This is a genomic window from Streptomyces sp. NPDC088387 (assembly GCF_044753385.1).
GTDB lineage: Bacteria > Actinomycetota > Actinomycetes > Streptomycetales > Streptomycetaceae > Streptomyces.
Genome location: NZ_JBIVNC010000007.1, coordinates 61,111 through 85,855, shown reverse-complemented (window position 1 = coordinate 85,855; position 24,745 = coordinate 61,111). Strand labels below are relative to the sequence as shown.

Here is a 24,745-nt window from a genome sequence, read left to right as displayed (position 1 = left end):
GTCCGTGCCCGAAGAGGCAGGAGGACCCGGGAAGTGTTCACCGGAATCGTCGAAGAGCTGGGCGAGATCACCGCCGTCGAGAACCTCGACGACGCCTGTCGCTTCCGACTGCGTGGCCCCGTCGTCACCGCGGGCGCACAGCACGGCGACTCCATCGCCGTCAACGGAGTCTGCCTCACGGTCGTCGACCACGAGGGCGACGAGTTCACCGCCGACGTGATGGCCGAGACCCTCAAGCGTTCCAGCCTGGGCGCCCTCGCCGTCGGCTCGCGCGTCAACCTCGAACGCCCCACCGCCGTCGGTGCCCGCCTGGGCGGCCACATCGTGCAGGGCCACGTGGACGGCACGGGCACGGTCCTCGACCGCACCCCCTCCGAGCACTGGGAGATCGTGAGGATCTCCCTGCCCGCCGACCTCACGCGCTACGTCGTCGAGAAGGGCTCCATCACCGTCGACGGCATCAGCCTCACGGTCGTGGAGGCGGGCGCCGACTACTTCACGGTCAGCCTCATCCCCACCACGCTCGACCTGACCACGCTCGGCCGCAAGCAGCCCGGCGACCCGGTCAACCTCGAGGTCGACATCATCGCCAAGTACGTCGAGCGGCTGCTCGCGTCGGGCCGGGGAGCGGACCGGTGAACTCGCTGAACTCCGAGGCGTTCGTCCTCTTCGGCCAGCACATCATCTGGTCGGACATGATCGGCAACACCCTCGGCCTGATCGCGCTCGCCCTCGGCTGGCGCCGCTCGCTGTGGACCTGGCCCGTCCAGTTCCTGTCCGGCCTGATCCTCTTCGGCGCGTTCTACGGCCACCTCACCGGCAGCGCCGGCAAGCAGGCCGTCGTCATGGCCGTCGCCCTCTTCGGCTGGTGGCAGTGGAACCGCGGCCGGGGCCGGGCCGCCGACGGCCGGATATCCGTCCGGTTCGCCAGCCGGCGCGAGCGGGCGGCCATGGTCGCGGCGGCCGCCGCCGGCACGGTCGCGGTCGCCCTGCTCTTCACGGCCTACCCCAGCCTGTCCTGGGACCCCTGGCCGGACGCCTACATCTTCGTCGGCACGGTCGTCGCCATGTACGCGCAGGCCCGCGGCATGGTCGAGTTCTGGTTCGCGTGGCTGCTCGTCGACCTCGTCGGCGTCCCCCTCAACTTCGCCAACGGCTACGCCTTCTCCGGCTTCGTCTACGTCATCTACGGCGCACTCGTCCTGTGGGGCATGCGCGACTGGTGGCTGCGCTCCCGCAGGGACACGCGGCCCGTCCTGGAAGGAGCGCCGGCATGACCACGGCACCGACCCTCTACAGCACCGACGGCTACGAGGACCTGGCACTCGACCCGGTCGAACAGGCGATCGCCGACATCGCGGCCGGCCGCCCGGTCGTGGTCGTCGACGACGAGGACCGCGAGAACGAGGGCGACCTCGTCATCGCGGCCGAGAAGGCGACCCCCGAGATCGTCGCCTTCATGATGAGCGAGTGCCGCGGTCTGATCTGCGCGCCCATGGAGGGCGAGGAGCTCGACCGGCTGCGGCTGCCGCAGATGGTCGACGACAACACCGAGTCGATGAAGACCGCGTTCACCGTCTCCGTCGACGCCTCCGGCGCGCACGGCGTGACCACCGGCATCTCCGCCGCCGACCGCGCCACCACACTCCAACTGCTCGCGAGCGGTGACACCGGGCCCGGCGACTTCGTGCGCCCCGGCCACATCTTCCCGCTGCGCGCCCGGCCCGGCGGCGTCCTCGTCCGCAACGGCCACACCGAGGCCGCGGTCGACCTCGCCCGTCTCGCGGGGCTGCGCCCGGCCGGCGCGATCGTCGAGATCGCCGGCGAGGACGGCAGGATGCTGCGACTGCCCGAGCTGATCCCGTTCGCCCGCAAGCACGGCCTGACGATCATCTCCATCGAGGACCTGATCGCCTACCGCCGCACCGCCGAGCCGACCGTCCGCCGCGAGGCGGAGACCCGGCTGCCCACCGCGCACGGCACCTTCACCGCGTACGGCTACCGCTCCACCGTCGACGGCGTCGAGCACGTCGCGCTCGTCCACGGTGACATCGGGGACGGCGAGGACGTCCTCGTCCGCCTGCACAGCGAATGCCTCACCGGCGACGTCTTCCACTCCCTGCGCTGCGACTGCGGCCCCCAGCTCCAGACGTCCCTGGAGCGGATCCGGACCGAGGGCCGGGGCATCGTGGTCTACCTGCGCGGACACGAGGGCCGCGGCATCGGCCTGCTGTCCAAGCTGCGCGCCTACGAGCTCCAGGAGCGCGGCCGCGACACCCTGGACGCCAACCTCGAACTCGGCCTGCCCGCCGACGCCCGCGACTACGCGGCCGGGGCGCAGATCCTCAGCGACCTGGGCGTGCGCAGCGTACGGCTGATGACCAACAACCCCGACAAGACCGACGCGCTCGTCCGGCACGGCCTGGACGTCCACGGACGCGAGCCGATGCCCGTCACCGCGGGCGAGGACAACCTCCGCTACCTGCGCACCAAGCGGGACCGGATGGGCCACGACCTGCCGTGGCTCGACACCCCCGCCGCCGAGACCGTCACACCGGCCACCCCGGCCGGCTGCGGAAACCAGTAGTCACCGCACAGCCATCCAGTACACCGAACACAGCGATTCCCCGAGGAGAAGAAGAACGTGAGCGGCAAGGGCGCACCGGAACTGTCCGTACGCAACGTGGGCGACCTGCGGGTCGCCGTGATCGCGGCGCAGTGGCACGAGAAGGTGATGGACGGTCTGGTCGACGGCGCCCTGCGCGCCCTGCACGACCTGGGCATCGACGAGCCGACCCTGCTCCGGGTCCCCGGCAGCTGGGAGCTCCCGGTCGTCGCCAAGGTCCTCGCGGGCCGCGGCTACGACGCGGTCGTCGCCCTCGGTGTCGTCATCCGCGGCGGCACCCCGCACTTCGAGTTCGTGTGCCAGGGCGTCACCCAGGGCCTCACCCAGGTCTCCGTGGACACCGGCGTCCCCATCGGCTTCGGCGTACTGACCTGCGACACCGAGGAACAGGCCCTGGACCGCGCCGGCCTGCCGGGCTCGAACGAGGACAAGGGACACGAGGCGGTGACCGCCGCGGTGGCCACCGCGGCCACCCTCCGCTCAGTATCCGAACCGTGGCGATAGGGACAGCACCTCTTGTCATAGGGTGGTCCTCACCATGCCCAAGAAGACTTTCGAGGAGCTCTTCACCGAGCTCCAGCACAAGGCCGCCCACGCCGACCCCGCCACTTCCCGTACCGCGGAACTGGTCGACAAGGGCGTCCATGCCATCGGCAAGAAGGTCGTCGAGGAGGCCGCCGAAGTCTGGATGGCCGCCGAGTACGAGAGCAAGGACGCCGCGGCCGAGGAGATCTCCCAGCTGCTGTACCACGTCCAGGTGATGATGGTCGCCCGTGGGATCTCCCTCGACGACGTCTACGCCCACCTGTAAGCCGGCACACTCCCCCCGCACGCCCCTCCGAACAAAGGAAGCCGACCTCATGCTGCGCATCGCCGTCCCCAACAAGGGTTCCCTCTCCGGCCCTGCGGCGGACATGCTGCATGAGGCCGGCTACCAGCAGCGCCGCGAGTCCAAGGAACTGCGGATCGTCGACCCGGTCAACGAGGTCGAGTTCTTCTACCTCCGCCCCCGCGACATCGCGATCTACGTCTCCTCCGGCCGCCTCGACATCGGCATCACCGGCCGCGACCTGCTGATCGACTCCGCCGCCAACGCGGAGGAGATCCTCCCGCTCGGCTTCGCCCGCTCCACGTTCCGCTACGCCACCAAGCCCGGCACCGCCCAGGGCGTCGAGGACCTGGGCGGCATGACGGTCGCCACCTCCTACGAGGGCATCGTCGCCAAGCACCTCGCCGACAGCGGCATCGACGCCTCCGTCGTCCACCTCGACGGCGCCGTCGAGACCGCCATCGAACTCGGCGTCGCCGAGGTCATCGCGGACGTCGTCGAGACCGGCACCTCCCTGCGCAACGCCGGCCTGGAGGTCATCGGCGAACCCATCATGAAGTCCGAGGCCGTGGTCATCCGCCGCAGCGGGGCCGAGGCCGACGAGCCCAAGGTGCAGCAGTTCCTGCGCCGACTCCAGGGAGTCCTGGTGGCCAGGACCTACGTGATGATGGACTACGACATCCGCGCCGAGCACCTCGAAGAGGCCGTCGCCATCACACCCGGCCTGGAGGGCCCGACCATCTCCCCGCTGCACAACGAGGGCTGGGTCGCCGTACGCGCCATGGTGCCCTCGAAGGACGCCCAGCGGCTCATGGACGACCTCTACGAGATCGGCGCCCGCGCCATCCTGACCACCGCCATCCACGCCTGCCGGCTCTGAGGGACGTACCGATGCCGGAGGAGACCACCGTGCCGACGCCCGCACCGGAAGCGTCCGTACCGGACGAACCGCCCACACTGCCCGTCACCTTCCGACCGGGCCGCACCCGGGCCGTGCTGCTCACCGCCGCGGCCGCGATCTTCGTGGTCGTGTCGGTGATGGCGCTGCTCCTCGACCGGCTCAGCACCCCCGAGCGGATCAGCTTCGTCTTCACGGCGCTGCTGCTGTCCGGGGTGGTGCTGGTCCTCGCGCGGCCGAAAGTCGTCGCCGAGGAGTCCGGGGTCACCGTCACCAACTTCGCGAGCAGCCGCCGGCTGGACTGGGCCCAGATCGTCCGGGTCAATCTGCGCGTCGGCGATCCCTGGGTCTTCCTCGACCTGAGCGACGGCACCAGCCTTGCCGTCATCGGAATCCAGCCGGGCATCGCGAAGCAGCACGCCATCGCCGACGCGCGCGCCCTGCGCGCCCTCGTCGAGGCCCGCTCCGGACGGGCCGCCGGAGAAGACCGCGACTGACTCGGGGGCGTCCACCCTGCCGCAGTCGCCGGTGTCTTGATTAATCTGGTGGCGGAGGTGTGTCGCTGCGCCTCCGCCCCTGTGGCGCCGCCCGGCGCACGGGGGTTCCTGCTACCCGAGGAGTGACCCCCTCCGGCGATGGACGGATCGTCCTGTAGTACCTGCGCCGCCCCCTGCCGACACAGCGTCGAGGCGGCGGCATCATGACCATCCCCTTGCTGCTGCTCGCAGCCGCGTTCCTGCTGATTCTCGCCAACGGCTTCTTCGTCGCCGCCGAGTTCGGCCTCGTGACTGTCGAGCGCCCCGACGCCGAACGGGCCGCCGCCGACGGCGACCGACGAGCCGCCAAGGTCGTCGATTCGCTCAAGGAGCTGTCCTTCCAGCTCTCCGGCACCCAGCTCGGCATCACCATCACCTCCCTCGTCGTCGGCATGCTCGCCGAACCGGCCCTCGCCCAGCTCCTCGACGGCCCGCTGCTCGCGACCGGACTGCCCGAGGGCGCCGTGTCGGGCGTCGCCGTGGTCGTCGGCATGCTGCTGGCCTCGGCCGTGCAGATGGTGGTCGGCGAACTCGTGCCCAAGAACTGGGCGGTCTCCCGCCCGCTCCAGGTCGCCCGGTTCGTGGCCGGCCCGCAGCATGTGTTCGCGCGGGTGTTCCGGCCGGTGATCGCCTGCCTCAACGCGGTCGCCAACCGGCTGGTCCGCGCCCTGGGCATCGAACCCACCGCGGAGCTGGCCTCCGCCCGCACCCCCGGCGAACTCGTCTCCCTGGCCCGGCACTCCGCGCAGGCCGGCACCCTGGAACAGGACACGGCGGACCTCTTCGTACGCACCCTGTCCCTCGGTGAGCTCACCGCGCAGCACGTCATGACCCCCCGCGTGAAGGTGAGCGCGCTCCAGGCCTCGGCGACCGCCGAGGACGTCGTCAACCTGACCCGCGCCACGGGCCTGTCCCGCTTCCCCGTCTACCGGGAGAAGATCGACGAGATCGTCGGCATGGCGCACCTCAAGGACGCCCTCGCGGTACGGGCGCACGAGCGGCTGCGCACCCCGGTCTCGCACATCGCGCGCCCGGCACTGCTCGTCCCGGAGACCCTGCCGGTACGGCCGCTGCTCGCCCGGCTGCGCAAGGAGCAGCCCATCGCCGTCGTCGTCGACGAGTACGGCGGCACGGCCGGGGTCGTCACCCTGGAGGACATCGTCGAGGAGATCGTCGGCGAGGTCCGTGACGAGCACGACGGGCACGACCTGCCCGAACTCTCCCCGGCGCCGCCCGAGGACGGCAGGCCGGCCTGGGACGTCGACGGCAGCTGCCGCGTCGACACCCTGCGGCGCATCGGCCTGGACGTGCCCGAGGGGCCCTACGAGACCGTCGCCGGACTCGTCGCCGACCTGCTCGGCCGTATCCCGGCCGTCGGCGACCGCACCGAGCTGCCCGGCTGGAAGCTGGCCGTGCGCCAGGTCGGGCACTACCGCGCCGAGCGGGTACGGCTGGTCAGGACCGCATCCGTCCTGGAGGCGGCCCGATGAGCGTGCTCCAACTCCTGTTCGCCGCGCTGCTCGTCCTCGCCAACGGGTTCTTCGTCGGCGCCGAGTTCGCCCTGGTCTCAGTCCGCCGCAGCCAGATCGAACCGCTCGGCACCGCGCGGGCCCGCCAGGTGCTGTACGGCCTGGAGCGGCTGCCGCAGATGATGGCGGCGGCCCAGTTCGGCATCACGGTGTGCTCGCTGACGCTCGGCGCGGTCGCCGAACCGACGGTGGCGCATCTGCTGGAGCCGGTCTTCGAGTGGGTGCATCTTCCGCACGCGATGATCCACCCGCTGGGTTATGTCATCGCCCTCGCGACGGTCATCTTCTTCCACCTCGTCATCGGCGAGATGGTTCCGAAGAACCTCGCGATGGCCGCGCCCGAGAGGGCGGCGCTGTGGCTCAGCCCCGGTCTGGTCGCGTTCGCGCGGCTGTGCCGGCCGATCACCGTGGCCCTCGGCGCCTGCGCCCAGGGGGTGCTGCGGCTCTTCCGGGTCGAGCCCAAGGACGAGGTCGAGGCGGTCTTCACCAGCGAGCAGCTCAACCGGCTCGTCGAGGACTCCGGGCAGGCGGGACTGCTCGACCCCGAGGAGCAGGAGCGGCTGGAGGACGCGCTGGAACTGGGGTCGCGTCCGGTCACCGACGTGCTCCTGGGCCGGGAGTCGCTGGTGACGGTCGACCCGTCGGTCACGCCCGGCCGTATCGTCGAGCTGACGGCCCGGACCGGGTACTCCCGCTTTCCGGTCGCGGCGGACAGCGGTGCCTTCATGGGGTACGTCCACGTCAAGGACGTACTCGATCTGGAGGAGTCGGGCCGGGCGGTGCCGCAGCATGTGTGGCGCCCGATGACGACGCTGCGTCCGGATCTGCCGCTGGACGACGCCCTGACGGTCATGCGGCGTGCGGCGACGCATCTCGCCCAGGTGGCGGATGCCTCCGGCAAGGTACTGGGCCTGGTCGCCCTCGAGGACGTCCTCGAACTCCTGGTCGGCGAGGTAACCGACCCGGCCCACCGGGAGGTGAAGGTCCCGGAACAGGCCCTGGCCACGTAACGCCTACCGGCGGGGGCGCGGATTCGGCTGCGGCCCGGTGGGGGCTGGTCGCGCAGTTCCCCGCGCCCCTAAAAGCCTTGCGGCTCCCCCACGCTGCAAGCGCACCGCGGCACGCTGCCCACCCACGCACCCTCACCCACCGCCGCGGGCAGGCGTGCCGCAGGGTGCTGCCCTCCCACGTGTCGCAGCCGCGGGCGTGTGTGCCGCTGCGCGAAGCTTGCTCGCTCTCACCCACCGCCGCCGCGGGCATGCGTGCCGCCTGGGGCGGCACGGGTGGGCGTGGCGGCGCCCCGTCGCGCCGGGTTGCGCAACGTCCCCCGCCCGCACCACCGCCGTACCGGCAGGTCACATCGGTGAGGGGTCCTGGGGGCCTCGGCCTGAGAGGACCTCGCCGTAGGCCTGCATCAGGTCGGGGAGCCGGAGCGTGGCGAGGTCGTCGCGGGACAACGCCCCGGGATACGCCGACAACCGCAGATCTCGGTACGCGCAGCTCTTCTCGTACAGCGTCCGCAGAAACCGCCCGTTCCCGAGCTCGTCGATCCACCCCTGATCGACCACATGCCCGGCGATCGACCGCAGTTCGTCCAGCGCCTCCTCGTCCCACGCGTCCCCGTTCTCCGCCGCCAGCACCTCACCGATCGAGGTGAGTTCGAGCGGCCGGTAGGACGGGAAGTCCACGCGGGTGGTGAAACGCGAGGACAGCCCGGGGTTCGCGGCGAGCAGCCGGTCCATGCCCTCCGGATACCCGGCGAGTATCACCACCAGATGGTCCCGGTTGTCCTCGGCCCGCTTCAGCAGCACCTGGAGCGCCTCGTCCCCGTACGCGTCCCCTTTGCCGTAGCCCGAGTTGGACAGCGAGTACGCCTCGTCGACGAAGAGCACCCCGCCGAGCGCGGAGTCGATCAGCTCGTTGGCCTTGACCGCGGTCTGCCCCAGATACTCGCCGACCAGATCGGCCCGCTGCGCCTCCACGAGATGGTCGCCGCCGAGCAGCCCGAGGGCGTAGAAGACACGGCCCAGGATCCGGGCGACGGTCGTCTTGCCCGTCCCGGAGGGGCCGGAGAAGACGAAGTGCCGCTTGGGCGGCTGCACCGGCAGCCCCTGACCGGCCCGCAGCCGCGCCATGTTCAGCTGTGCCGACAACGCCTTCACCTGGCGTTTCACCGGCTCAAGGCCGACCATGCGCTCCAGTTCGGCGAGCGCCTCCTCAAGGAGCGCCGGATCGGTCGGACCGGCCGGCAGCGACTGCTCGGGCACGGTCTTCATCCGTACCGTCGGGTCGGGTACGGACGGCATGGGCCCGGTGGGCGGCAGGCCGGGCTCCGACAGCTTCAGATTGCGGTCCTCGGAGTCGAACAGCGGGTCGAGGCCGTCCGGCCCGTCGATACCGTCCCCGGCCGCGCCGGCGAGGGTGAGGGCGGTGAGGCCGTCGGCGTCGTCGTAGCCGTCGCCCTCGGAGATCGCGGCGAGCCGGGCCGAGGTGTCCATAAAGGCCGGGTCGACGCGGTGCACCGCCCGGTACAGCGGCAGCGCCGCCGCACTGCGGCCGGTGCCCTCGTGCGCCCGCGCCAGCCAGTACCGCAGCTCCTTGCGCTGCGGCTGCTCGCTGCGGCAGCGCATCAGGGCGCCGGACAGCAGTGGTTCGGCCTGTCCGTACATCTCCAGGCGGACCCGGGCCATCCCGCCGAACAGCCCCGCCTCGATACCGAGCAGCGGATCGGTGAGCAGCGGGTCGGTGTGCCGTACCAACTGCTCCCAGTCCTTGACGAGATAGGAGCGGCACGCGTGCAGGAAGCGCACCTGCGCGTCGGCGTCGACCGGTGGCAGACCGGCGAGCGCGCGGTCCAACTCCGGTACGTGCCGCCCGTCGAGCCAGTGCGAGGCGTGCGCGAGCAGCAGATCACGCGGGCTTTCCAGCACCGGCTGGACCCACCAGCCCAGCCAGTACCAGGAGTTGAGGGTGCGCCGGTGTCGGCTGCGCTGTTCCCCGAAGCGGTCGCGGTGCCGGAACATCCTGAGCAGCGCGGTCGTGGTGTCGACCCGCAGCGCGTGCAGTCCGAGCCAGCCGTCGGCCATCCCGGGGTCGATCCGCACCGCGGTGCGGAACTCGTCCTCCGCCTGCGGATAGGCGCCCATCGTGTAGGCGTCCACACCTCGCAGCCAGGCCAGGTCGGCCGGGGCCTCGGGGCCCTGCGTGCCGAAGTCCATCGCGTCCCCCCACAAACCGTGCCCCCGTCGGTGTCCCACCGGGCCGGTGCCCGGCGGCCGCCTTCGTCAACCACTGGGCCGCGGACCGGAGTTGAAAGGTGCGCGAAGCAGCCGTCCGTAGGTTCGCACCGAGGGCATCGTACCTGCGGCGGTGGGGCGCACCGAAGGGTGCCGCACAGGCCGTTTGACGAGGTGGGAGCAGACGGGGCGCACGGCGGCACGGTGACCGAGGGTGAGCGAACAGCGTCTCTGGGCGCCACAAAAAGGGGGCTGAGGGCAGAACGAAGCCCCCGATCACGGGGGAACAACCGGGGGCTTCGCGTCCTGGGGCGGCCTCGATTGGCCGCACATTGAGAACGTAAGTCCTGTACGGCCCCCGGGTCAAGCCGAGTTGAGGCACTCGGTTAAGTTGGCGTGCAGGGGTCTTCACAGGTTCAGCACATTGCCGATGGCCCGTCACCGTGTGTCACGGGCTGGTCTGTACCTGCGATTCCCGAGGGCCCCGGGAGCATCACGTACCCCTGTGCGCCCTGCTGCACCAACACGTCGGCGAAGGGCCGCGAGGGGTCCACGGCGAAGTGTCGGCGTTCCTCGACGACCCACCCCTCCCAGAACTCCCGCTGCTCCGCGCCGTCCCGCGACCTCCCGCGCGCCCAGGCCTCCTCCCGCGGTACGTCCATCCACAGCAGCCCCGCCAGATGCGGCCGCAGCCGGGCCCGCCCCGCCCCGACCCCCTCGACGAGCACCGTCGGCGCGGACGGCAGCACCCGGGGCGCGCCGAAGCGCCGGGTCCGCCAGTCGTAGGGGGCGTAGTGGGCGTCCTCGCCCTGCGAGAGCGGCGCGACCACCTGCTCCAGCAGCCGCCCCGTCCAGGCGAACAACTCGGCGTGGCTCGCGAGGTCGTCGAGGTGGAGTACGGGCGCACCGCCCAGTTCCGCGGCCAGCCGCCCGGCGAACGTGGTCTTCCCCGAGCCGGCGTGCCCGTCGACCGCGACCAGCCGCACCGGACCGCAGGACGGCGGCAGGGCGCGCAGACCACGGGCGAGGGCGGACAGGGCGTCGGCGCCGGAGCCGGCGGCGCGGTTGCTGGACATCCCTCCATCTTCGCCGGTCCGCGCAAGGAAGCAGGTGGCAGGGGTTGCCGGGGGGAGCGGATCGCGGCGAGGGCGCAGGTGGCAGGGTTGCCGGGGGAGCGGATCGTGGCGAGGGCGCTGGTGGCAGGGTTGCCGGGGGAGCGGGCCGTGCCAATGGAGTGGACCAATATTGCTTTCCGCGGCACGGGCGCAAGTGCTGGCAGGACCACGCGCCCGCGTCCATAGTTGGCCCACACAGCCACGTATCCGCCCGCCCGACCCGGACACCTGGGGGGTTCCACGCCCATGAGCAGAGCCGATCAGCCGTCCCGCCGCACGCTGCTGGCCGCGACCGTCGCCGCCGCCGTCGTGGGCGGCGCGGGGCCCGCGGACGCCGCGCCCGTGACCGGCACCGGACGCCGCGGCCGGGCCCCGGCCCGCCCCGTCGACAACCGCGCCTGGACCTCGTACACCGACTGGTGCGGCGGAACGGCACGCGGCACCAAGGCCGTGGCGGGTGCCCGGCCGGGCGTGGTGATCGCGACCCCCACCGGCACCCGCGACTACACCGACCCGCACACCGGCACGACCGCCGCCTGGGAGTACGGGACCTGGACCTCGCCCGTCCACCGGCTCACCGTGCCCGCCACCGAGGTCATCGCCTCCTGGAACGCGCACACCCCGGCCGGCACCTGGCTCCAGATCGAGCTGAACGGCACCTACTCGGACGGCACCGCGACACCCTGGTACGTCATGGGCCGCTGGGCCGCCGGCGACGGGGACATCCGCCGGACCTCGGTCGACGACCAGAGCGACGACAAGAGCAGTGTCTGGACCGACACGTTCGCGATCGACGACCCGGCGTCCGGGCTGCGCCTCGCCTCCTACCGGCTCCGCCTCACGCTCCACCGGAAGCCCGGCACCAAGCTCACCCCGACCGTCTGGCGCACCGGCGCGATGGGCTCCGACGTCCCCGACCGCTTCACCGTCCCGGCCTCCACGCCCGGCGTGACCGCGGAGCTGGGTGTGCCGAGGTACTCGCAGGAGATCCACAAGGGCCAGTACCCGGAGTACGACAACGGCGGGGAGGCCTGGTGCAGCCCCACCTCCTCGCAGATGATCATCGAGTACTGGGGCGGCCGGCTCACCGAGGACCAGCTGGCCTGGGTCGACCCGGCCTTCGCGGACCCGCAGGTGTGCCACGCGGCCCGCCATACCTTCGACTACCAGTACTCCGGCTGCGGCAACTGGCCGTTCAACGCGGCTTACGCGGCCACCTTCAAGAACCTCCAGGGTGTGGTGACCCGGCTGGGCTCCCTCACCGACGTCGAGACGCTGATCGCGGCCGGCATCCCGGTCATCACGTCCCAGTCGTTCCTGGAGAAGGAGCTGACGGGCGCCGGGTACGGCACGGCCGGGCACCTGATGACCGTGATCGGCTTCACGGCCGCGGGCGACGTGATCGCCAACGACCCGAACTCACCCAGCAACGCGGCGGTGCGGCGGGTCTACAAGCGGCGGGAGTGGGAGAACATCTGGCTGCGGACCAAGCGGTACAACGCCTCCGGCGCGGTGGCCTCGGGCACCGGCGGCGTCTGCTACCTCTACTTCCCGGCCGCTCCGACCGCGCGCCAGCGCGCGGCACTCACGGCGGTCGGCGTGCGCTGACGGCGGCGCGCGCCGACCGCGCACTCCCACGGCCCCCGGCTCCGGTCGGGGGCCGTTCCTTAGTGGCCCGGTGCCGATGACCCGGTGCCGATGACCCCGTGCCTGTGCCCCGGTGCCTGTGACCAAGGTCTCGGCCGCAAAAGCCGCGACCGGTGGCAAGGTGGACGGGTCGGCGAGCAGCCGAGGGGGATCCACCGCACGCACGACCTCTGCGAGACACCTATGACCACGAACTCCGCCACCGCCACCCGCGTCCGCACCGGCGGCCCGAAGGAAGACGGCCCGAAGCTCGTCGAGCACCTCATGGGCTGGACGCTCGTGGTGGTCGTCGCGATGCTGATCACCCAGCTCGGACTGGTCTGACCGCCTCGGTCCGACCGACCTGATCCAGCCATTCGCCGCCCGGCGCTCCGCCGGTGCCGGACCCGCCGCGCGGCTCCGGTCGCCCGGGTGAGGAACCGTTCCGCCCCTCTCGTCCGGCGCGTCCCGCCGGCGTCGCGGGGCCTCTGAGCGGCGGTTGCCCGTCCGGGACGTGTGATCCGCCCCATTCGGCCTCCGCGGCCCCACCCATGCACCGACCTGGCATACTGCCAACTCCCGCCCGCCGGAGACCAGGGTCGAATGTGAGTATCAGTCAACAGCGCGACGCCGCGACCCGTCCCCGGGCGCGCGGCACGGAGCGCTCGGTGGCACGTCGTGCCGAACTCATCGCCATCGGGCGGAGGTTGTTCGCCGACACGTCCTACGACGCGCTGTCGATGGACGACATCGCCCGCCACGCCCAGGTCGCCAAGGGACTGATCTACTACTACTTCCAGTCCAAGCGCGGCTACTACCTGGCGATCGTCCAGGACTCGGTCGTCGACCTGATCACCTTCGCGTCCGGCGGGCTCGATCTGAACCCCGTGGACCGCGTCCACCGCACGATCGACGGCTATCTGCGCTACGCCGAGCACAACCACGCCGCGTACCGGACGGTCGTCAGTGGCGGCGTCGGCTTCGACACCGAGGTACAGGCCATTCGGTCCGGGGTGCGCGAGGCGATCGTGGACACCATCGCGGACGGCGCCTACGGCCGCCGGGACATCTCACCGGTGGCCCGGATGGGGCTGTTCAGCTGGGTGTGCGGGGTCGAGGGAGCCGTCCTCGAATGGATCGACCGGCCCGGCCTCGACCGCGAGTCGATGTGCCTGCTGCTGGTCAAGACACTCGGCGGAACCATGCGCGCGGTGGAGGAGATGGACCCCGCCCACCCGGCCCCCGCGCCCGCCCGCCGCGACGACCCCACGGCACCCGACCGGACTTGACCGGGCCGGACCGGGCGTGACCCGACCGGTCCGGACATGACCAAGGGGCGGGGATCCGCCGATCCCCGCCCCAAGTCCCTCGCGGCTACCGCTAGTTGATGGCCTTGATCAGCTCACCGTTCGCGGTGTCACCACTCAGCTCCCAGAAGAAGGTGCCGCCGAGGCCCTGCTGGTTCTTGTACGTCATCTTGGTGGCGATGGTCGACGGGGTGTCGTAGCTCCACCAGTTGCTGCCGCACTTGGCGTAGGCCGTACCGGCCACCGTGCCGGTCACGGGGCACTTGGTCTTGAGCACCTTGTAGTCCTCGATGCCGGCCTCGTAGATGCCGGCGGCCGCGCCGGTCGCCGTACCACCGGGCGCCGACTGGGTCACACCGGTCCAGCCGCGGCCGTAGAAGCCGATGCCGAGCAGCAGCTTGGAGGCCGGGATGCCAAGGCCCTTCAGCTTGGCGATGGTCGCCGAGGAGTAGTTGTTGGCGATCGGGATGCCGCTGTACGAGTTCAGCGCGGAGTGCGGGGCGGTCGGTCCGGCCGCGTCCCAGGCGCCGAAGAAGTCGTACGTCATCGGGTTGTACCAGTCGACGTACTGGGCGGCGCCCGCGTAGTTCGCCGCGTCGATCTTGCCGCCGGGGTTGGCGTCGGCGGTGATCGCCGCGGTGACCAGGTTGCCCGTGCCGAACTTGGCCCGCAGCGCCTGCATCAGGTTCTTGAAGGACTCGCGGCCGCTGGTGTCGCAGGACAGGCCGCAGGAGTTCGGGTACTCCCAGTCGATGTCGATGCCGTCGAAGACATCGGCCCACTTGGAGTTCTCGACCAGGTCGTAGCAGGACTGGGCGAAGGCGGCCGGGTTCCTGGCGGCCTCGCCGAAGCCGCCGGACCAGGTCCAGCCGCCGAAGGACCACAGCACCTTGATGTTCGGGTGCTTCTTCTTCAGCTCGCGCAGCTGGTTGAAGTTGCCGCGCAGCGGCTGGTCCCACGTGTCCGCGACGCCGTCCACCGACTCGGCGGCCGTGTAGATCCGGTCGGTCGCCGCGTTGGCGTCACCCATCGCGCACTTGCCGCCGGTCACGTTGCCGAAGGCGTAGTTGATGTGGGTGAGCTTCGACCCGGAGCCCGAGGTGTCGATGTTCTTGACGAGGTACTTGCGGTCGTACGTGCCCCATTCGGTGAAGTAACCGAGCACCTTGGAACCGGCGGCCGCCTGGGCGGCCGGCGCCTTCGCGGCGTCCGGCTCCGCCTTGGCGGTGGCGGTACCCGCGCCGGCGAGCAGACCGGCACCGAGCACGGTGGTACACACCGCTGCCACGAGCGCCCGGAACCGGGCGCGGGGACGGGGGAGAGTTCGCATCGGGTGTCTCCTGGTGGGGGAAGGGACCGCGCGCCAATTGGCATGAACGCGATGATGCGTCGACTGGTCGGCAAGATTAGGAGGACTAGACCACTTCGGTCAATGGTTCGGACCAATTTCCGCGTGAGATGATTTATTGAAGTAAGCGGTCGTTAACAAGTGACTTGCTCTGTCCGATCGGGCATACTCACAGCGCGCAGCCGCTGGTCAGCCGCTTCCGAGACCCGGAAGCCCTGCCCCTGGCGAGCGCACAGGAACGACCCCGGCAGAGCCGCCACCACCCGAGGGCGGCCCGGCCGCAGCGCCCGAAAGGGAGGAGAGCGTCGCATGCCCGACCGCGCCCCGCAGCCGGTGGACCGGCAACTGCCCACGGACGAGGCCCGGGAGCTGATCTCGCTCGTCCGCGACATCGCCGAGCGCGAGATCGCCCCGAAGGCGGCCGAGGAGGAGGACGCCGGCCGCTTCCCGCGCGACGTCTTCACCCTCCTGTCCCGCGCCGGACTGCTCGGCCTGCCCTACGACAGCGAGTACGGCGGCGGGGACCAGCCCTACGAGGTCTACCTCCAGGTCCTGGAAGAGCTCGCCGCGGCCCGTCTCACCGTGGGTCTCGGTGTCAGCGTCCACACCCTCGCCTCCTACGCCGTCGCGGCCTACGGCACCAAGGAGCAGCAGGTCGAGCATCTGCCCCGGATGCTCGGCGGCGGCCTGCTCGGCGCGTACGGCCTCTCCGAACCGTCCTCCGGCTCCGACGCCGCGTCCCTGCGCACCAAGGCCGTCCGGGAGGGCGACGGTTGGGTGATCACAGGCACCAAGGCCTGGATCACGCACGGCGGGGTCGCCGACTTCTACACCGTCATGGCCCGCACCGGCGAGGAGGGTTCACGCGGGATCACCGCCTTCCTGGTGCCCGGCGACGCCGAGGGGCTGAGCGCTGCGGCGCCGGAGCGGAAGATGGGCATGAAGGGCTCACCGACGGCCCAGATCCATCTCGACGGCGTCCGGGTGTCCGACGCCCGCCGGATCGGCGAGGAGGGCCAGGGCTTCGCGATCGCCCTGTCCGCCCTCGACTCCGGGCGGCTCGGCATCGCGGCCTGCGCGATCGGCCTGGCCCGGGCCGCGCTCGACGAGGCGGTGGGGTACGCGCGGGAGCGGCAGCAGTTCGGGCGGCCGATCGCCGACTTCCAGGGGCTGCGTTTTATGCTCGCCGACATGGCGACGCAGATCGAGGCGGGCCGTGCCCTGTATCTGGCGGCCGCGCGGCTGCGTGACGCCGGACGCCCGTTCGCCAAGCAGGCGGCCATGGCCAAACTGCACTGCACGGACACGGCCATGAAGGTCACCACGGACGCCGTACAGATCCTCGGCGGCTACGGCTACACCGCCGACTTCCCGGCCGAGCGCTACATGCGCGAGGCCAAGGTGCTACAGATCGTGGAGGGCACCAACCAGATTCAGCGGATGGTCATCGCCCGCCACCTAGCGGGTCCAGAGACGCGCTGAACTGCCCGGGTCTCACCATCGGCGCCGCGAGCCGGACCCACTCCGGGTCGTGGCGCCCCGGCAGGGTGCGCCCGCGGTGGGCCCACGCGCGCATCAACTCCCGATAGATGGGCGGGTCCTGGTACGCGGGCGGCGCGGGCCGAACCGATTCTGCGGGGGCCGGCACATAGAGCTGGCGCTGACGCCCGGTGCGGGAATATGTGGGGGTCATACCAGGGCAACGCGCCCGCCCGCGGACAGGTCACCCCCTGCCGGATTCGACCGTGAGTTCGCGCCGCGCCTCTGGCCGACTCACGGCATCTGACGTACCGTCAGCCCACTCCGTCTCCAGGGAGGGCTGCCGTGGCCGACGACCGTCCCGTACCGCTCGACGAGTACCCCGTGCACCAGGTGCCCCTGTCGATGAAGCACGTGGCCACCGGCGACCGCAACGCCTACGACCGCTGCATCTTCCACGTCCTCGACCACCACGGCGAGGCACTGCTCATCCTCGGCCTGGGCGTCTACCCCAACCTCGGGGTCATCGACGCCTACGCCACCCTCCGCCTCGGCGACCCCCTGCACGCCGTCCGCGCCTCCGACGCCCTCGGCGACGACCGCATGCGCCTCACCGTCGGTCCGCTGACCATCGACGTCGAGGAACCCCTGCGCCGGCTGCACCTGCGCTGCACCGACGACCTGCTGTCGTACGACCTCACCTGGACCGCGGAGTTCCCCGCGCTCTGGGAGCCCCACCACGTCCAGCGGCGCGGCGACCGGCTCACGCTGGAGGGGCGGCGGTTCGTCCAGGCGGGCGGGGTGAGCGGGGTGATCCGGGCGGCGGGCCGCGAGCTGGACGTCACCGCGGACGGCTGGACCGGCACCCGGGACCGCAGCTGGGGTGTGCGGCCGGTGCCGGGGGAGGAGGGCGGACGGTTCGCCGAGGAGCGGCCCACCGAGGGCTTCCACTGGATCTGGTGCCCGGTGCGGTTCGAGGACCGGTTCCTGATGGTCGTCGTCCAGGAGGACGCCGACGGCCACCGCACCCTCAACGACGCCACCCTGGTCCGTCCCGGCCACCGCGACCGCCAACTCGGCTGGCCCCAGCCGGAGATCGCCTACCGCTCCGGCACCCGGCACCCTGAACGCGCCCTGATCCTCCTCGGCGACCTGCGCAAACCCGTCGAGCTCGAGGCGGAGATCCTCATCTCCTCACCACTCGCGATCGGCGCCGGCTATCCGCCTGCCGACGACTGGCAGCACGGCACCTGGCGCGGCCGCGGCTGGACCGACCGCCGCACCTACGACCTCTCCGACCCGGCCGCCCACCCCCTCGCCGGATACGGCGTCACCGACCACGCGGCCCGCTTCCGCCTCGAAGGGCGCGTCGGCCACGGCATCTTCGAGCACGGCAGCTTCGGCCGGCACGACCCGAGCGGCTTCAGCGCCTTCGACTCCGTCGCGCCCTGACGGCACGCCCAAGAGGGGGGAATACCATGGCCACGGCACCCCGTCCCCGTACGACAAACCTCCCCCACGCTCGGCTTCGCTCGCGCGGGGGCACCCCCATCCCTGAGCATCTCACCCACCGGCTCACCGCCTGGCTCGACACCAGGCTGCCCGGCGCCCGCGCCGTCGATGTCACCGTGCCCGCCTCCAACGGCCTGTCCAGCGAGACCCTGCTCTTCGCCGTCGACCACCCACAACCCCCGCTGCGCGCCTGCGTGTTGCGGCTCGCGGCCGACCCGGCGGCGTACACGGTCTTCCCCGAGTACGACATGACCCGCCAGTACCGCACCCTGCGGCTGGTCGCCGAGCACTCCGACGTACCGGTACCGCGCGTGCTGTGGCTGGAGGAGGATCCGGAGCCGCTCGGCGCCCCCTTCTTCGTCATGGAGCGCGTCGAGGGCCGCGTCCCGCCGGACGTCATGCCGTACACCTACGAGGGCAACTGGCTGCACGCGGCGACCGATGCCGAACGCGAGGAGCTGGAGGCCGCCAGCATCGGTCTGTTGGCCCGCCTCCACGATCAAGTGCCCGTCAAGGAGGCCGAGTTCCTCTCCCTGCCGGGCCCCGGCGACGCACTGCGCCGCCATGTCACCGCCCAACGCGCCTACTACGCCTGGGTGGTGGACGGACTCGCCCGCTCACCGCTCATCGAGACGGCCTTCGACCACCTGGAGGAACTCTGGCCGGACGACCCGGGCACACCGGTGCTCAACTGGGGCGACGCGCGCATCGGGAACATCGTCTACGACGGCTTCCGCCCCGCCGCCGTCCTCGACTGGGAGATGGCGGCACCGGCCCCGCGCGAGGTCGACCTCGGCTGGACGGTCTACCTGCACCGCTTCTTCCAGGACCTGACCGCCTCCACCGGACAGCCAGGACTGCCCGAGTTCCTGCGCCGGGACCGGATCGAGGCCCGCTACGCCGAACTCACCGGACACACACCCCGCGACATGGACTTCTACACGCTCTACGCCTGTCTGCGGCACGCGATCGTCATGCTGCGGATCGCCTACCGCCAGGTCCACTTCGGCGAGGTCGCCGTCCCGGCGGACCCGGACACACTGATCCTGCACCACGGCAGCCTGCGAGCCATGGTGCAGGGCAGCTACTGGGATTGAGCGACGGCCAACACAACGCCCGCTCCTACGGCGGGACGCCGCGTCCGAGCCCTCAGGCGGCGTGACCGCGCATCACGGGGACGCGCATCGGGCGCGAGCCCGGACCGCCCACGTGCGAGAAGGGCTGCGTCCGCCAGTCCAGGCCCTGAGGGAGCGTCAACAGCAGGGCGGTGTCCTGCTCCTGGGGCTCGACGGACTCGTCGGCGGGACGGGCGTCGACGGCCTGCCGGCCGGTGCCGGCACAGACCGTGAGCCCGAAGGGGTTCCACGGCGAGGCGCACAGCGCGTGCTCCGGCAGGAACTCCTCGTCCGCCAGCAGGGCGATGGGCTGCGCGCAGTCCGGGCAGAAGACCCGGTACATCTCGAAGGTGTCGTACGCGTCGAACTCCTCGGCGGTCAGGTCGTCGGATTCGACGCCCTCCGGAACGAGTTCGACGACCGGCTGCCGCTTGGACGCGGTGCGACCTGGGCGCTTAAGACTCTGCATGGGTACTCCCCCTAGGGCTGGGCCGTGAAGGCACTGCGGCCTCGACCACAGCAAGCACTTCCCGTCCGCTCTCCGGGGTAATCACGAGACCATCACGAAGGCCGCCCAGGTGTTGTGGCGTTCGTCACATGCCGTCCGCAGGTGCCCGAACCCGCGGAAACGACCCACGGGTGACCTCCGGGTGACTCACCGGGCCTTCGAGGTATCCGTGGAGATCAAGAGCACGGTAGTTTCAACTTCATGGAGGAGCTGGACCGTCAAATCGTGCAGCTGCTCGTCAAGGACGGGCGGATGAGCTACACAGACCTGGGCAAGGCGACCGGCCTGTCCACGTCGGCCGTGCACCAGCGGGTGCGGCGGCTGGAACAGCGTGGCGTCATCCGCGGGTACGCCGCGGTGGTGGACCCCGAGGCCGTGGGGCTGCCGATGACCGCCTTCATCTCGGTGAAGCCGTTCGACCCCAGCGCCCCCGACGACATCGCCGACCGGCTGGCCGACGTCCCCGAGATCGAGGCCTGCCACAGCGTCGCCGGCGACGAGAACTACATCCTCAAGGTCCGCGTCTCGACCCCGCACGAACTGGAAGAACTCCTGGCCCGCCTCCGCTCCCTGGCCGGCGTCTCCACCAGAACCACAGTCGTCCTCTCCACCCCGTACGAGTCCCGCCCCCCACGCATCTGACCCCGCCTGGCTGTGGGCAGGCGTTCCGCAGTGCGACGGGGGAGGGCGGGCACAGCCCACAACGCCGGGCGCGGCGAAACCGGCCCCAGGCGCAACGCAGAGTGGACGACACGAGAAACTGTCGGCATGACAGCCCGCCCCGCCCCCGACCACACGGTCCTCCTCCGCCGAGGCGAGGTCCACAGCCCCGCCGACCCCTTCGCCACCGCGATGGTCGTCGAACACGGCCACATCGCCTGGGTCGGCTCCGAGGGCGCCGCAGACGCCTTCGCGGACGGCGCGGACGAGGTGGTCGACCTCGACGGCGCCCTGGTCACCCCGGCCTTCACCGACGCCCACGTACACACCACGGCCACCGGCCTCGCCCTCACCGGCCTGGACCTGACCACGGCCCCCACCCTGGACGCGGCCCTCGCCCTCGTACGGGACTTCGCGGCCGCCCGCCCGGACGACCGGGTCCTGCTCGGCCACGGCTGGGACGCGGCCCGCTGGCCCGGCGGCCGCCCCCCGACCCGCGCGGAGCTCGACGAGGCGACCGGCAACCGCCCGCTCTACCTCAGCCGGATCGACGTCCACTCGGCGGTGGTGAGCACGGCCCTCCTGGACCTCGTCGGCGGCGCCGTCCCGCGCGGCGACGCCCCGCTGACCGCGGACGCCCACCACGCCGTCCGCGCCGCCGCCCTGGGCGCCGTCACCCCGGCCCAGCGCACCGAGGCGCAGCGCGCCGCCCTCGCGCACGCCGCCTCGCTCGGCATCGGCTCGCTGCACGAGTGCGCGGGACCCGACATCTCCTCCGAGGACGACTTCGCCGGCCTGCTGCGGCTCGCCGCCGAGGAGGCCGGCCCGCGGGTCGTCGGGTACTGGGCCGAGTGGGCCGAGGAGGGGGTCGCGAGGGCGCGCGAGCTGGGCGCGGCGGGCGCCGCCGGTGACCTCTTCGTCGACGGCGCCCTCGGCTCGCACACCGCGTGCCTGCGCGAGCCGTACGCCGACGCCGACCACACCGGCATCGCCTACCACGACGCCCACGCGGTGGCGGCCCATGTCGTGGCCTGCACCGAGGCCGGGATCCAGGCGGGCTTCCACGCGATCGGCGACGCCGCCGTGACGACCGTGGTGGAGGGCGTGCGCGCCGCCGCCGAGAAGGTCGGGCTCGCCCGCGTCCGCGCCGCCCGGCACCGCGTCGAACACGCGGAGATGCTCACCCCGGACACCGTCGCCGCGTTCGCCGAACTCGGCCTGACCGCGTCCGTGCAGCCCGCCTTCGACGCCCTGTGGGGCGGCGAGGACGGTATGTACGCGCGGCGCCTGGGTGCCGGGCGGGCCCGGACGCTCAACCCCTTCGCGGCCCTGCTGAAGGCCGGCGTCCCGCTCGCCCTCGGGTCGGACAGCCCGGTCACCCCGGTCGACCCCTGGGGCACCGTCCGCGCCGCCGCGTTCCATCACACGCCCGAGCACCGGGTCTCCGTCCGCGCCGCGTTCACGGCGCACACGCGGGGCGGCTGGCGGGCCGTCGGCCGGGACGACGCCGGCGTCCTGGTCCCCGGAGCACCCGCCGACTACGCCGTGTGGCGCACCGGCGAACTGGTGGTCCAGGCCCCCGACGACCGGGTCGCGCGCTGGTCCACCGACCCGCGCTCCGGCACCCCGGGACTGCCCGACCTGACCCCGGGCAACGGCCTTCCGGTCTGTCTGCGCACGGTCGTGGGCGGACGGACGGTGTTCGTACGGCCGGGCGAGTGATCTCCCGGGGCGGCGCGGCGCCGGTCCCCGCCCGCCGCCCCGTCTCGCGACCTGGGCATCCTCCGCCACGGCCGCCGGAATCGTGGCGGACCCGCAGGTCGGGCGAAGTGTTGACACGCGGCGGTCCGGGGCCGGTAGGTTCGGCCGAGTCCACCACCGGACGCCCGACCGGCGAACGTCCGCGCGCTCGTCGCGGCGCTGCTGGGTCAGGGACGGTGCACCGCACCGGAGCACCGCCACTGGGAGCCAGGCTCAGCGCCCGCGCCACGGCGAGGGAACGTTCCAGCCGGTCGGCAGGTGTGACCCGGATGGGGCCCGGGTGCTCAGTAGACAACGGCTTTTGGTCGATCCGCAGCCAGCGGGTCCCAGGTCGGCCCGAAGGGCGCCGGGCCCCCATCCGCAGATTCCGCGGATTCCTGTCGAGAATTTACGACGGACTCTTGCCCCTCTCTTGTGCAATCGGGACGAGCATACGAACGTGCTGTCACGTCATCGCAGGCCGCGGCCACTATGGTGGACGTCTGCGTACGGGACTCGAAGGGGCAGTAGTGAACGACGGCGACGGGGTGCTGGGCACACCGGCCCAGAGCGGGCGTTTCGGCCCAATCGGCACGGCCCTGGTGATCATCCCGACCTACAACGAGGCCGAGAACATCAAGTCCATCGTCGGCCGGGTGCGTGAGTCGGTCTCCGAGGCGCACGTCCTCGTGGCCGACGACAACAGCCCCGACGGCACGGGCAAGCTCGCCGACGAGCTGGCCGCCGAGGACGACCGGGTCCACGTACTGCACCGCAAGGGCAAGGAAGGCCTCGGCGCCGCCTATCTCGCGGGCTTCCAGTGGGGCCTGGAGCGCGACTACGGCGTACTGATCGAGATGGACGCCGACGGATCCCACCAGCCCGAGGAGCTGCCCCGGCTGCTCACCGCGCTCAAGGGGGCCGACCTCGTGCTCGGCTCGCGCTGGGTGCCCGGCGGGCGCGTGGTGAACTGGCCGCGGACCCGGGAGTTCATCTCGCGCGGCGGCAGCATGTACTCCCGTGTCCTGCTGGACGTGCCGATCCGGGACGTCACCGGCGGATACCGCGCCTTCCGCCGCGAGACGCTGGAGGGCCTCGGCCTGACCGAGGTCTCCTCGCAGGGCTACTGCTTCCAGGTCGACCTCGCCCGCCGCGCGGTCAAGGCCGGCTACCACGTGGTCGAGGTCCCCATCACCTTCGTCGAGCGCGAGCTGGGCGACTCCAAGATGAGCCGGGACATCCTCGTAGAGGCGCTGTGGCGGGTGACGACCTGGGGTGTGGGGGAGCGGGTCGGCAAGGTGATCGGCCGCGGCGACCGCCCGTCCCGTCCCTAGCCCGCCGTACGGACCTTCGGCAGTCCCACGGGGCCGCACAGGTCCGGCTGACCGTGGGCTTATCCCGCGCTGAGCCTGCTCCAGGCACACTGGACGTATGACGACTGGCGCATCGACCCCTTCGTACCCCGCACGGCCCAGGCGCTCCCGGCTGCGGACCTTCCTGCCGCTGGGTGTCGCCGCCTGGGTGGTGCTGGAGATCTGGCTGCTGACCGTGGTCGCGGGCAGCGCCGGCGGTCTCACCGTGTTCCTGCTGCTGGTCGCCGGGTTCGTGCTCGGCGCCGCGGTCATCAAGAAGGCGGGCCGGCGGGCCTTCCAGAACCTCAACGAGGCGATGCAGCGGGGTGGCACCCCGACCAGCGGCGGGGGCAACGGCCTGCTGATGCTGGGCGGTCTGCTGCTGCTGATCCCCGGTCTGATCTCCGACGCGATCGGACTGCTCCTGCTGATCCCGCCGGTCCAGAAGGCCCTCAGCAACTACGCGGAGCGCACCTTCGAGCGCAGGCTGCGCGCCGCGAACCCAGGAAGTCTCGGCGATGCGTTCCAGCAGGCCCGGATGCACCGCCCGGACGGCAAGGTCGTCCAGGGCGAGGTCGTCCGGGACGAGCCCGGCGACACCCCGCAGGACCCACAGGGCCCGCGACCGCCGCTGAACCGCTGACACGCGAACGACCGCGGGCGCCGTACGTAACTCTCACGTACGGCGCCCGCGGTCATGTGCGTGCTGTGTGCTCTGGTGCCTGTTATGCGGACTTCCTGCTGTCCCGGGGGTGAACCGCGATGTTCATCGCCCCCGAGCGCAGAACGGCCAGCCGCTCCTCAAGGACCTCTTCGAGTTCCTCTCGGGTGCGCCGCTCCATCAGCATGTCCCAGTGTGTACGCGCAGGCTTGGCCTTCTTCTCTTCCGGGCCGTCGCCGTCCACAAGGAGTGCCTGCGCACCGCAGACCTTGCACTCCCACTCCGGCGGGATCTCCGCCTCGACCGAGAAGGGCATCTCGAAGCGGTGCCCCTTCTCGCATGCGTACTCCACGGCCTGGCGCGGGGCCAGGTCGATGCCGCGGTCCGTCTCGTAGCTGGTCACCACGAGGCGCGTGCCGCGAAGAGCTCGCTCACTCATGAATCGTGCCTCCCGGGCTTGTCGCCCACAGGACAGGTGTCGCTGTCGTCGTCATCCGGTCAACGTCCGGTCGGCGGTAAAGATTCCCGTCCCGTGTCCCGTTCAGGGTCGTGCGTCGCCGTCGTAGCCGCAGCCTTGTCAACCAGTGCAGTACCCACCGTCGCCCGGTTTGTCACCTCTGCTAGGAGATGTCACCCAGCGTTTGTGCATCTTTGACGCGCAGTAACGG

Annotated in this window: 24 protein-coding genes; 19 read left to right on the top strand and 5 right to left on the bottom strand. The window is 71.6% G+C overall.

What is annotated here, in order from left to right:
• The first annotated feature begins 33 nt into the window (after positions 1-33).
• From ACIQAC_RS19820 to ACIQAC_RS19780, 9 genes are all read left to right on the top strand, one after another.
• The gene (locus ACIQAC_RS19820) at positions 34-639 is read left to right on the top strand and encodes a riboflavin synthase (protein ID WP_402192853.1); all 606 of its coding nucleotides are present in this window, start codon (positions 34-36) and stop codon (positions 637-639) included.
• Positions 636-1,277, top strand: coding sequence for a nicotinamide riboside transporter PnuC (locus tag ACIQAC_RS19815; protein WP_402192851.1), 642 nt, complete (start codon positions 636-638; stop codon positions 1,275-1,277). The genes ACIQAC_RS19820 and ACIQAC_RS19815 overlap by 4 nt, the downstream gene beginning before the upstream one ends.
• Positions 1,274-2,587, top strand: coding sequence for a bifunctional 3,4-dihydroxy-2-butanone-4-phosphate synthase/GTP cyclohydrolase II (locus ACIQAC_RS19810; RefSeq protein ID WP_402192849.1), 1,314 nt, complete (start codon positions 1,274-1,276; stop codon positions 2,585-2,587). The genes ACIQAC_RS19815 and ACIQAC_RS19810 overlap by 4 nt, the downstream gene beginning before the upstream one ends.
• Before the next feature lie 57 nt (positions 2,588-2,644).
• Entirely contained in the window at positions 2,645-3,130 is a 486-nt protein-coding gene (gene ribH / locus ACIQAC_RS19805) for a 6,7-dimethyl-8-ribityllumazine synthase (protein ID WP_402192846.1), read from the top strand.
• 34 nt (positions 3,131-3,164) lie between these two features.
• Positions 3,165-3,437, top strand: coding sequence for a phosphoribosyl-ATP diphosphatase (locus ACIQAC_RS19800; protein ID WP_402192844.1), 273 nt, complete (start codon positions 3,165-3,167; stop codon positions 3,435-3,437).
• A 49-nt stretch (positions 3,438-3,486) separates the two neighbouring features.
• On the top strand, positions 3,487-4,335 hold the full coding sequence (hisG, locus tag ACIQAC_RS19795) for an ATP phosphoribosyltransferase (protein ID WP_402192842.1): 849 nt from the start codon (positions 3,487-3,489) through the stop codon (positions 4,333-4,335).
• Positions 4,336-4,346: 11 nt separating this feature from the next.
• Positions 4,347-4,850, top strand: a complete 504-nt coding sequence (locus ACIQAC_RS19790; protein ID WP_402192840.1) for a PH domain-containing protein — start codon at positions 4,347-4,349, stop codon at positions 4,848-4,850.
• A 203-nt stretch (positions 4,851-5,053) separates the two neighbouring features.
• Positions 5,054-6,379 carry a hemolysin family protein gene (locus tag ACIQAC_RS19785; RefSeq protein WP_402192838.1) on the top strand — a complete coding sequence of 442 codons (1,326 nt, stop codon included), beginning with the start codon at positions 5,054-5,056 and terminating at the stop codon, positions 6,377-6,379.
• Positions 6,376-7,428 (top strand): hemolysin family protein, encoded by a 1,053-nt coding sequence (locus tag ACIQAC_RS19780; protein ID WP_402192836.1) that lies wholly within the window; start codon positions 6,376-6,378, stop codon positions 7,426-7,428. The genes ACIQAC_RS19785 and ACIQAC_RS19780 overlap by 4 nt, the downstream gene beginning before the upstream one ends.
• A 345-nt stretch (positions 7,429-7,773) precedes the next feature.
• Here the strand turns inward: ACIQAC_RS19780 and ACIQAC_RS19775 are convergent, their stop codons facing one another.
• Both ACIQAC_RS19775 and ACIQAC_RS19770 read right to left on the bottom strand, forming a co-directional pair.
• Complete coding sequence (locus tag ACIQAC_RS19775) at positions 7,774-9,636, bottom strand: AAA family ATPase (RefSeq protein ID WP_402192834.1); 1,863 nt, start codon at positions 9,634-9,636, stop codon at positions 7,774-7,776.
• A 434-nt stretch (positions 9,637-10,070) separates the two neighbouring features.
• A complete protein-coding gene (locus ACIQAC_RS19770; RefSeq protein ID WP_402192832.1) occupies positions 10,071-10,730 on the bottom strand; it encodes a uridine kinase in 660 nt (219 codons plus the stop codon).
• A 285-nt stretch (positions 10,731-11,015) separates the two neighbouring features.
• On the opposite strand from ACIQAC_RS19770, the gene ACIQAC_RS19765 reads away from it, so the two are divergent.
• From ACIQAC_RS19765 to ACIQAC_RS19755, 3 genes are all read left to right on the top strand, one after another.
• Positions 11,016-12,377: a peptidase C39 family protein gene (locus ACIQAC_RS19765; protein ID WP_402192830.1), complete on the top strand. Its 1,362-nt coding sequence runs from the start codon at positions 11,016-11,018 to the stop codon at positions 12,375-12,377.
• A gap of 222 nt (positions 12,378-12,599) precedes the next feature.
• Positions 12,600-12,740: an SCO1431 family membrane protein gene (locus ACIQAC_RS19760; RefSeq protein ID WP_402192828.1), complete on the top strand. Its 141-nt coding sequence runs from the start codon at positions 12,600-12,602 to the stop codon at positions 12,738-12,740.
• 260 nt (positions 12,741-13,000) lie between these two features.
• A complete protein-coding gene (locus ACIQAC_RS19755) occupies positions 13,001-13,684 on the top strand; it encodes a TetR/AcrR family transcriptional regulator (protein ID WP_402192826.1) in 684 nt (227 codons plus the stop codon).
• A 91-nt stretch (positions 13,685-13,775) separates the two neighbouring features.
• Here the strand turns inward: ACIQAC_RS19755 and ACIQAC_RS19750 are convergent, their stop codons facing one another.
• Positions 13,776-15,032, bottom strand: coding sequence for a glycoside hydrolase family 18 protein (locus ACIQAC_RS19750; RefSeq protein ID WP_402192823.1), 1,257 nt, complete (start codon positions 15,030-15,032; stop codon positions 13,776-13,778).
• 327 nt (positions 15,033-15,359) lie between these two features.
• Between ACIQAC_RS19750 and ACIQAC_RS19745 the strand changes: the two genes are divergently transcribed.
• From ACIQAC_RS19745 to ACIQAC_RS19735, 3 genes are all read left to right on the top strand, one after another.
• Positions 15,360-16,532 (top strand): acyl-CoA dehydrogenase family protein, encoded by a 1,173-nt coding sequence (locus ACIQAC_RS19745; RefSeq protein ID WP_402192822.1) that lies wholly within the window; start codon positions 15,360-15,362, stop codon positions 16,530-16,532.
• Between the two features lie 342 nt (positions 16,533-16,874).
• Positions 16,875-17,981 carry a hypothetical protein gene (locus ACIQAC_RS19740; RefSeq protein ID WP_402192819.1) on the top strand — a complete coding sequence of 369 codons (1,107 nt, stop codon included), beginning with the start codon at positions 16,875-16,877 and terminating at the stop codon, positions 17,979-17,981.
• 26 nt (positions 17,982-18,007) lie between these two features.
• Positions 18,008-19,138 (top strand): phosphotransferase family protein, encoded by a 1,131-nt coding sequence (locus ACIQAC_RS19735; protein ID WP_402192816.1) that lies wholly within the window; start codon positions 18,008-18,010, stop codon positions 19,136-19,138.
• A gap of 52 nt (positions 19,139-19,190) precedes the next feature.
• On the opposite strand, the gene ACIQAC_RS19730 is transcribed toward ACIQAC_RS19735, so the two are convergent.
• On the bottom strand, positions 19,191-19,625 hold the full coding sequence (locus ACIQAC_RS19730) for a hypothetical protein (protein WP_402192814.1): 435 nt from the start codon (positions 19,623-19,625) through the stop codon (positions 19,191-19,193).
• Between the two features lie 240 nt (positions 19,626-19,865).
• On the opposite strand from ACIQAC_RS19730, the gene ACIQAC_RS19725 reads away from it, so the two are divergent.
• From ACIQAC_RS19725 to fxsA, 4 genes are all read left to right on the top strand, one after another.
• A complete protein-coding gene (locus ACIQAC_RS19725; RefSeq protein ID WP_402192812.1) occupies positions 19,866-20,306 on the top strand; it encodes an Lrp/AsnC family transcriptional regulator in 441 nt (146 codons plus the stop codon).
• Positions 20,307-20,432: 126 nt separating this feature from the next.
• Positions 20,433-22,046 carry an amidohydrolase gene (locus ACIQAC_RS19720; RefSeq protein WP_402192811.1) on the top strand — a complete coding sequence of 538 codons (1,614 nt, stop codon included), beginning with the start codon at positions 20,433-20,435 and terminating at the stop codon, positions 22,044-22,046.
• A 548-nt stretch (positions 22,047-22,594) separates the two neighbouring features.
• Positions 22,595-23,398 carry a polyprenol monophosphomannose synthase gene (locus ACIQAC_RS19715; protein WP_402192809.1) on the top strand — a complete coding sequence of 268 codons (804 nt, stop codon included), beginning with the start codon at positions 22,595-22,597 and terminating at the stop codon, positions 23,396-23,398.
• Between the two features lie 97 nt (positions 23,399-23,495).
• Positions 23,496-24,059: an FxsA family membrane protein gene (gene fxsA / locus ACIQAC_RS19710; protein WP_402192807.1), complete on the top strand. Its 564-nt coding sequence runs from the start codon at positions 23,496-23,498 to the stop codon at positions 24,057-24,059.
• Positions 24,060-24,141: 82 nt separating this feature from the next.
• Here the strand turns inward: fxsA and ACIQAC_RS19705 are convergent, their stop codons facing one another.
• Positions 24,142-24,516, bottom strand: coding sequence for an RNA polymerase-binding protein RbpA (locus tag ACIQAC_RS19705; protein ID WP_003977404.1), 375 nt, complete (start codon positions 24,514-24,516; stop codon positions 24,142-24,144).
• Positions 24,517-24,745 lie beyond the last annotated feature (229 nt).

Bases quoted from the DNA above. Each gene is read 5' to 3' on its own strand.
- ACIQAC_RS19780 (WP_402192836.1), top strand. From the start codon at position 6,376: ATGAGCGTGCTCCAACTCCTGTTCGCCGCGCTGCTCGTCCTCGCCAAC.
- ACIQAC_RS19735 (WP_402192816.1), top strand. From the start codon at position 18,008: ATGGCCACGGCACCCCGTCCCCGTACGACAAACCTCCCCCACGCTCGG.
- ACIQAC_RS19725 (WP_402192812.1), top strand. From the start codon at position 19,866: ATGGAGGAGCTGGACCGTCAAATCGTGCAGCTGCTCGTCAAGGACGGG.
- ACIQAC_RS19750 (WP_402192823.1), bottom strand. From the start codon at position 15,032: ATGCGAACTCTCCCCCGTCCCCGCGCCCGGTTCCGGGCGCTCGTGGCA.
- ACIQAC_RS19790 (WP_402192840.1), top strand. From the start codon at position 4,347: ATGCCGGAGGAGACCACCGTGCCGACGCCCGCACCGGAAGCGTCCGTA.
- ACIQAC_RS19765 (WP_402192830.1), top strand. From the start codon at position 11,016: ATGAGCAGAGCCGATCAGCCGTCCCGCCGCACGCTGCTGGCCGCGACC.
- ACIQAC_RS19800 (WP_402192844.1), top strand. From the start codon at position 3,165: ATGCCCAAGAAGACTTTCGAGGAGCTCTTCACCGAGCTCCAGCACAAG.
- fxsA (WP_402192807.1), top strand. From the start codon at position 23,496: ATGACGACTGGCGCATCGACCCCTTCGTACCCCGCACGGCCCAGGCGC.
- ACIQAC_RS19775 (WP_402192834.1), bottom strand. From the start codon at position 9,636: ATGGACTTCGGCACGCAGGGCCCCGAGGCCCCGGCCGACCTGGCCTGG.
- ACIQAC_RS19745 (WP_402192822.1), top strand. From the start codon at position 15,360: ATGCCCGACCGCGCCCCGCAGCCGGTGGACCGGCAACTGCCCACGGAC.
- hisG (WP_402192842.1), top strand. From the start codon at position 3,487: ATGCTGCGCATCGCCGTCCCCAACAAGGGTTCCCTCTCCGGCCCTGCG.
- ACIQAC_RS19730 (WP_402192814.1), bottom strand. From the start codon at position 19,625: ATGCAGAGTCTTAAGCGCCCAGGTCGCACCGCGTCCAAGCGGCAGCCG.
- ACIQAC_RS19705 (WP_003977404.1), bottom strand. From the start codon at position 24,516: ATGAGTGAGCGAGCTCTTCGCGGCACGCGCCTCGTGGTGACCAGCTAC.
- ACIQAC_RS19760 (WP_402192828.1), top strand. From the start codon at position 12,600: ATGACCACGAACTCCGCCACCGCCACCCGCGTCCGCACCGGCGGCCCG.
- ACIQAC_RS19770 (WP_402192832.1), bottom strand. From the start codon at position 10,730: ATGTCCAGCAACCGCGCCGCCGGCTCCGGCGCCGACGCCCTGTCCGCC.
- ACIQAC_RS19785 (WP_402192838.1), top strand. From the start codon at position 5,054: ATGACCATCCCCTTGCTGCTGCTCGCAGCCGCGTTCCTGCTGATTCTC.
- ACIQAC_RS19810 (WP_402192849.1), top strand. From the start codon at position 1,274: ATGACCACGGCACCGACCCTCTACAGCACCGACGGCTACGAGGACCTG.
- ACIQAC_RS19720 (WP_402192811.1), top strand. From the start codon at position 20,433: ATGACAGCCCGCCCCGCCCCCGACCACACGGTCCTCCTCCGCCGAGGC.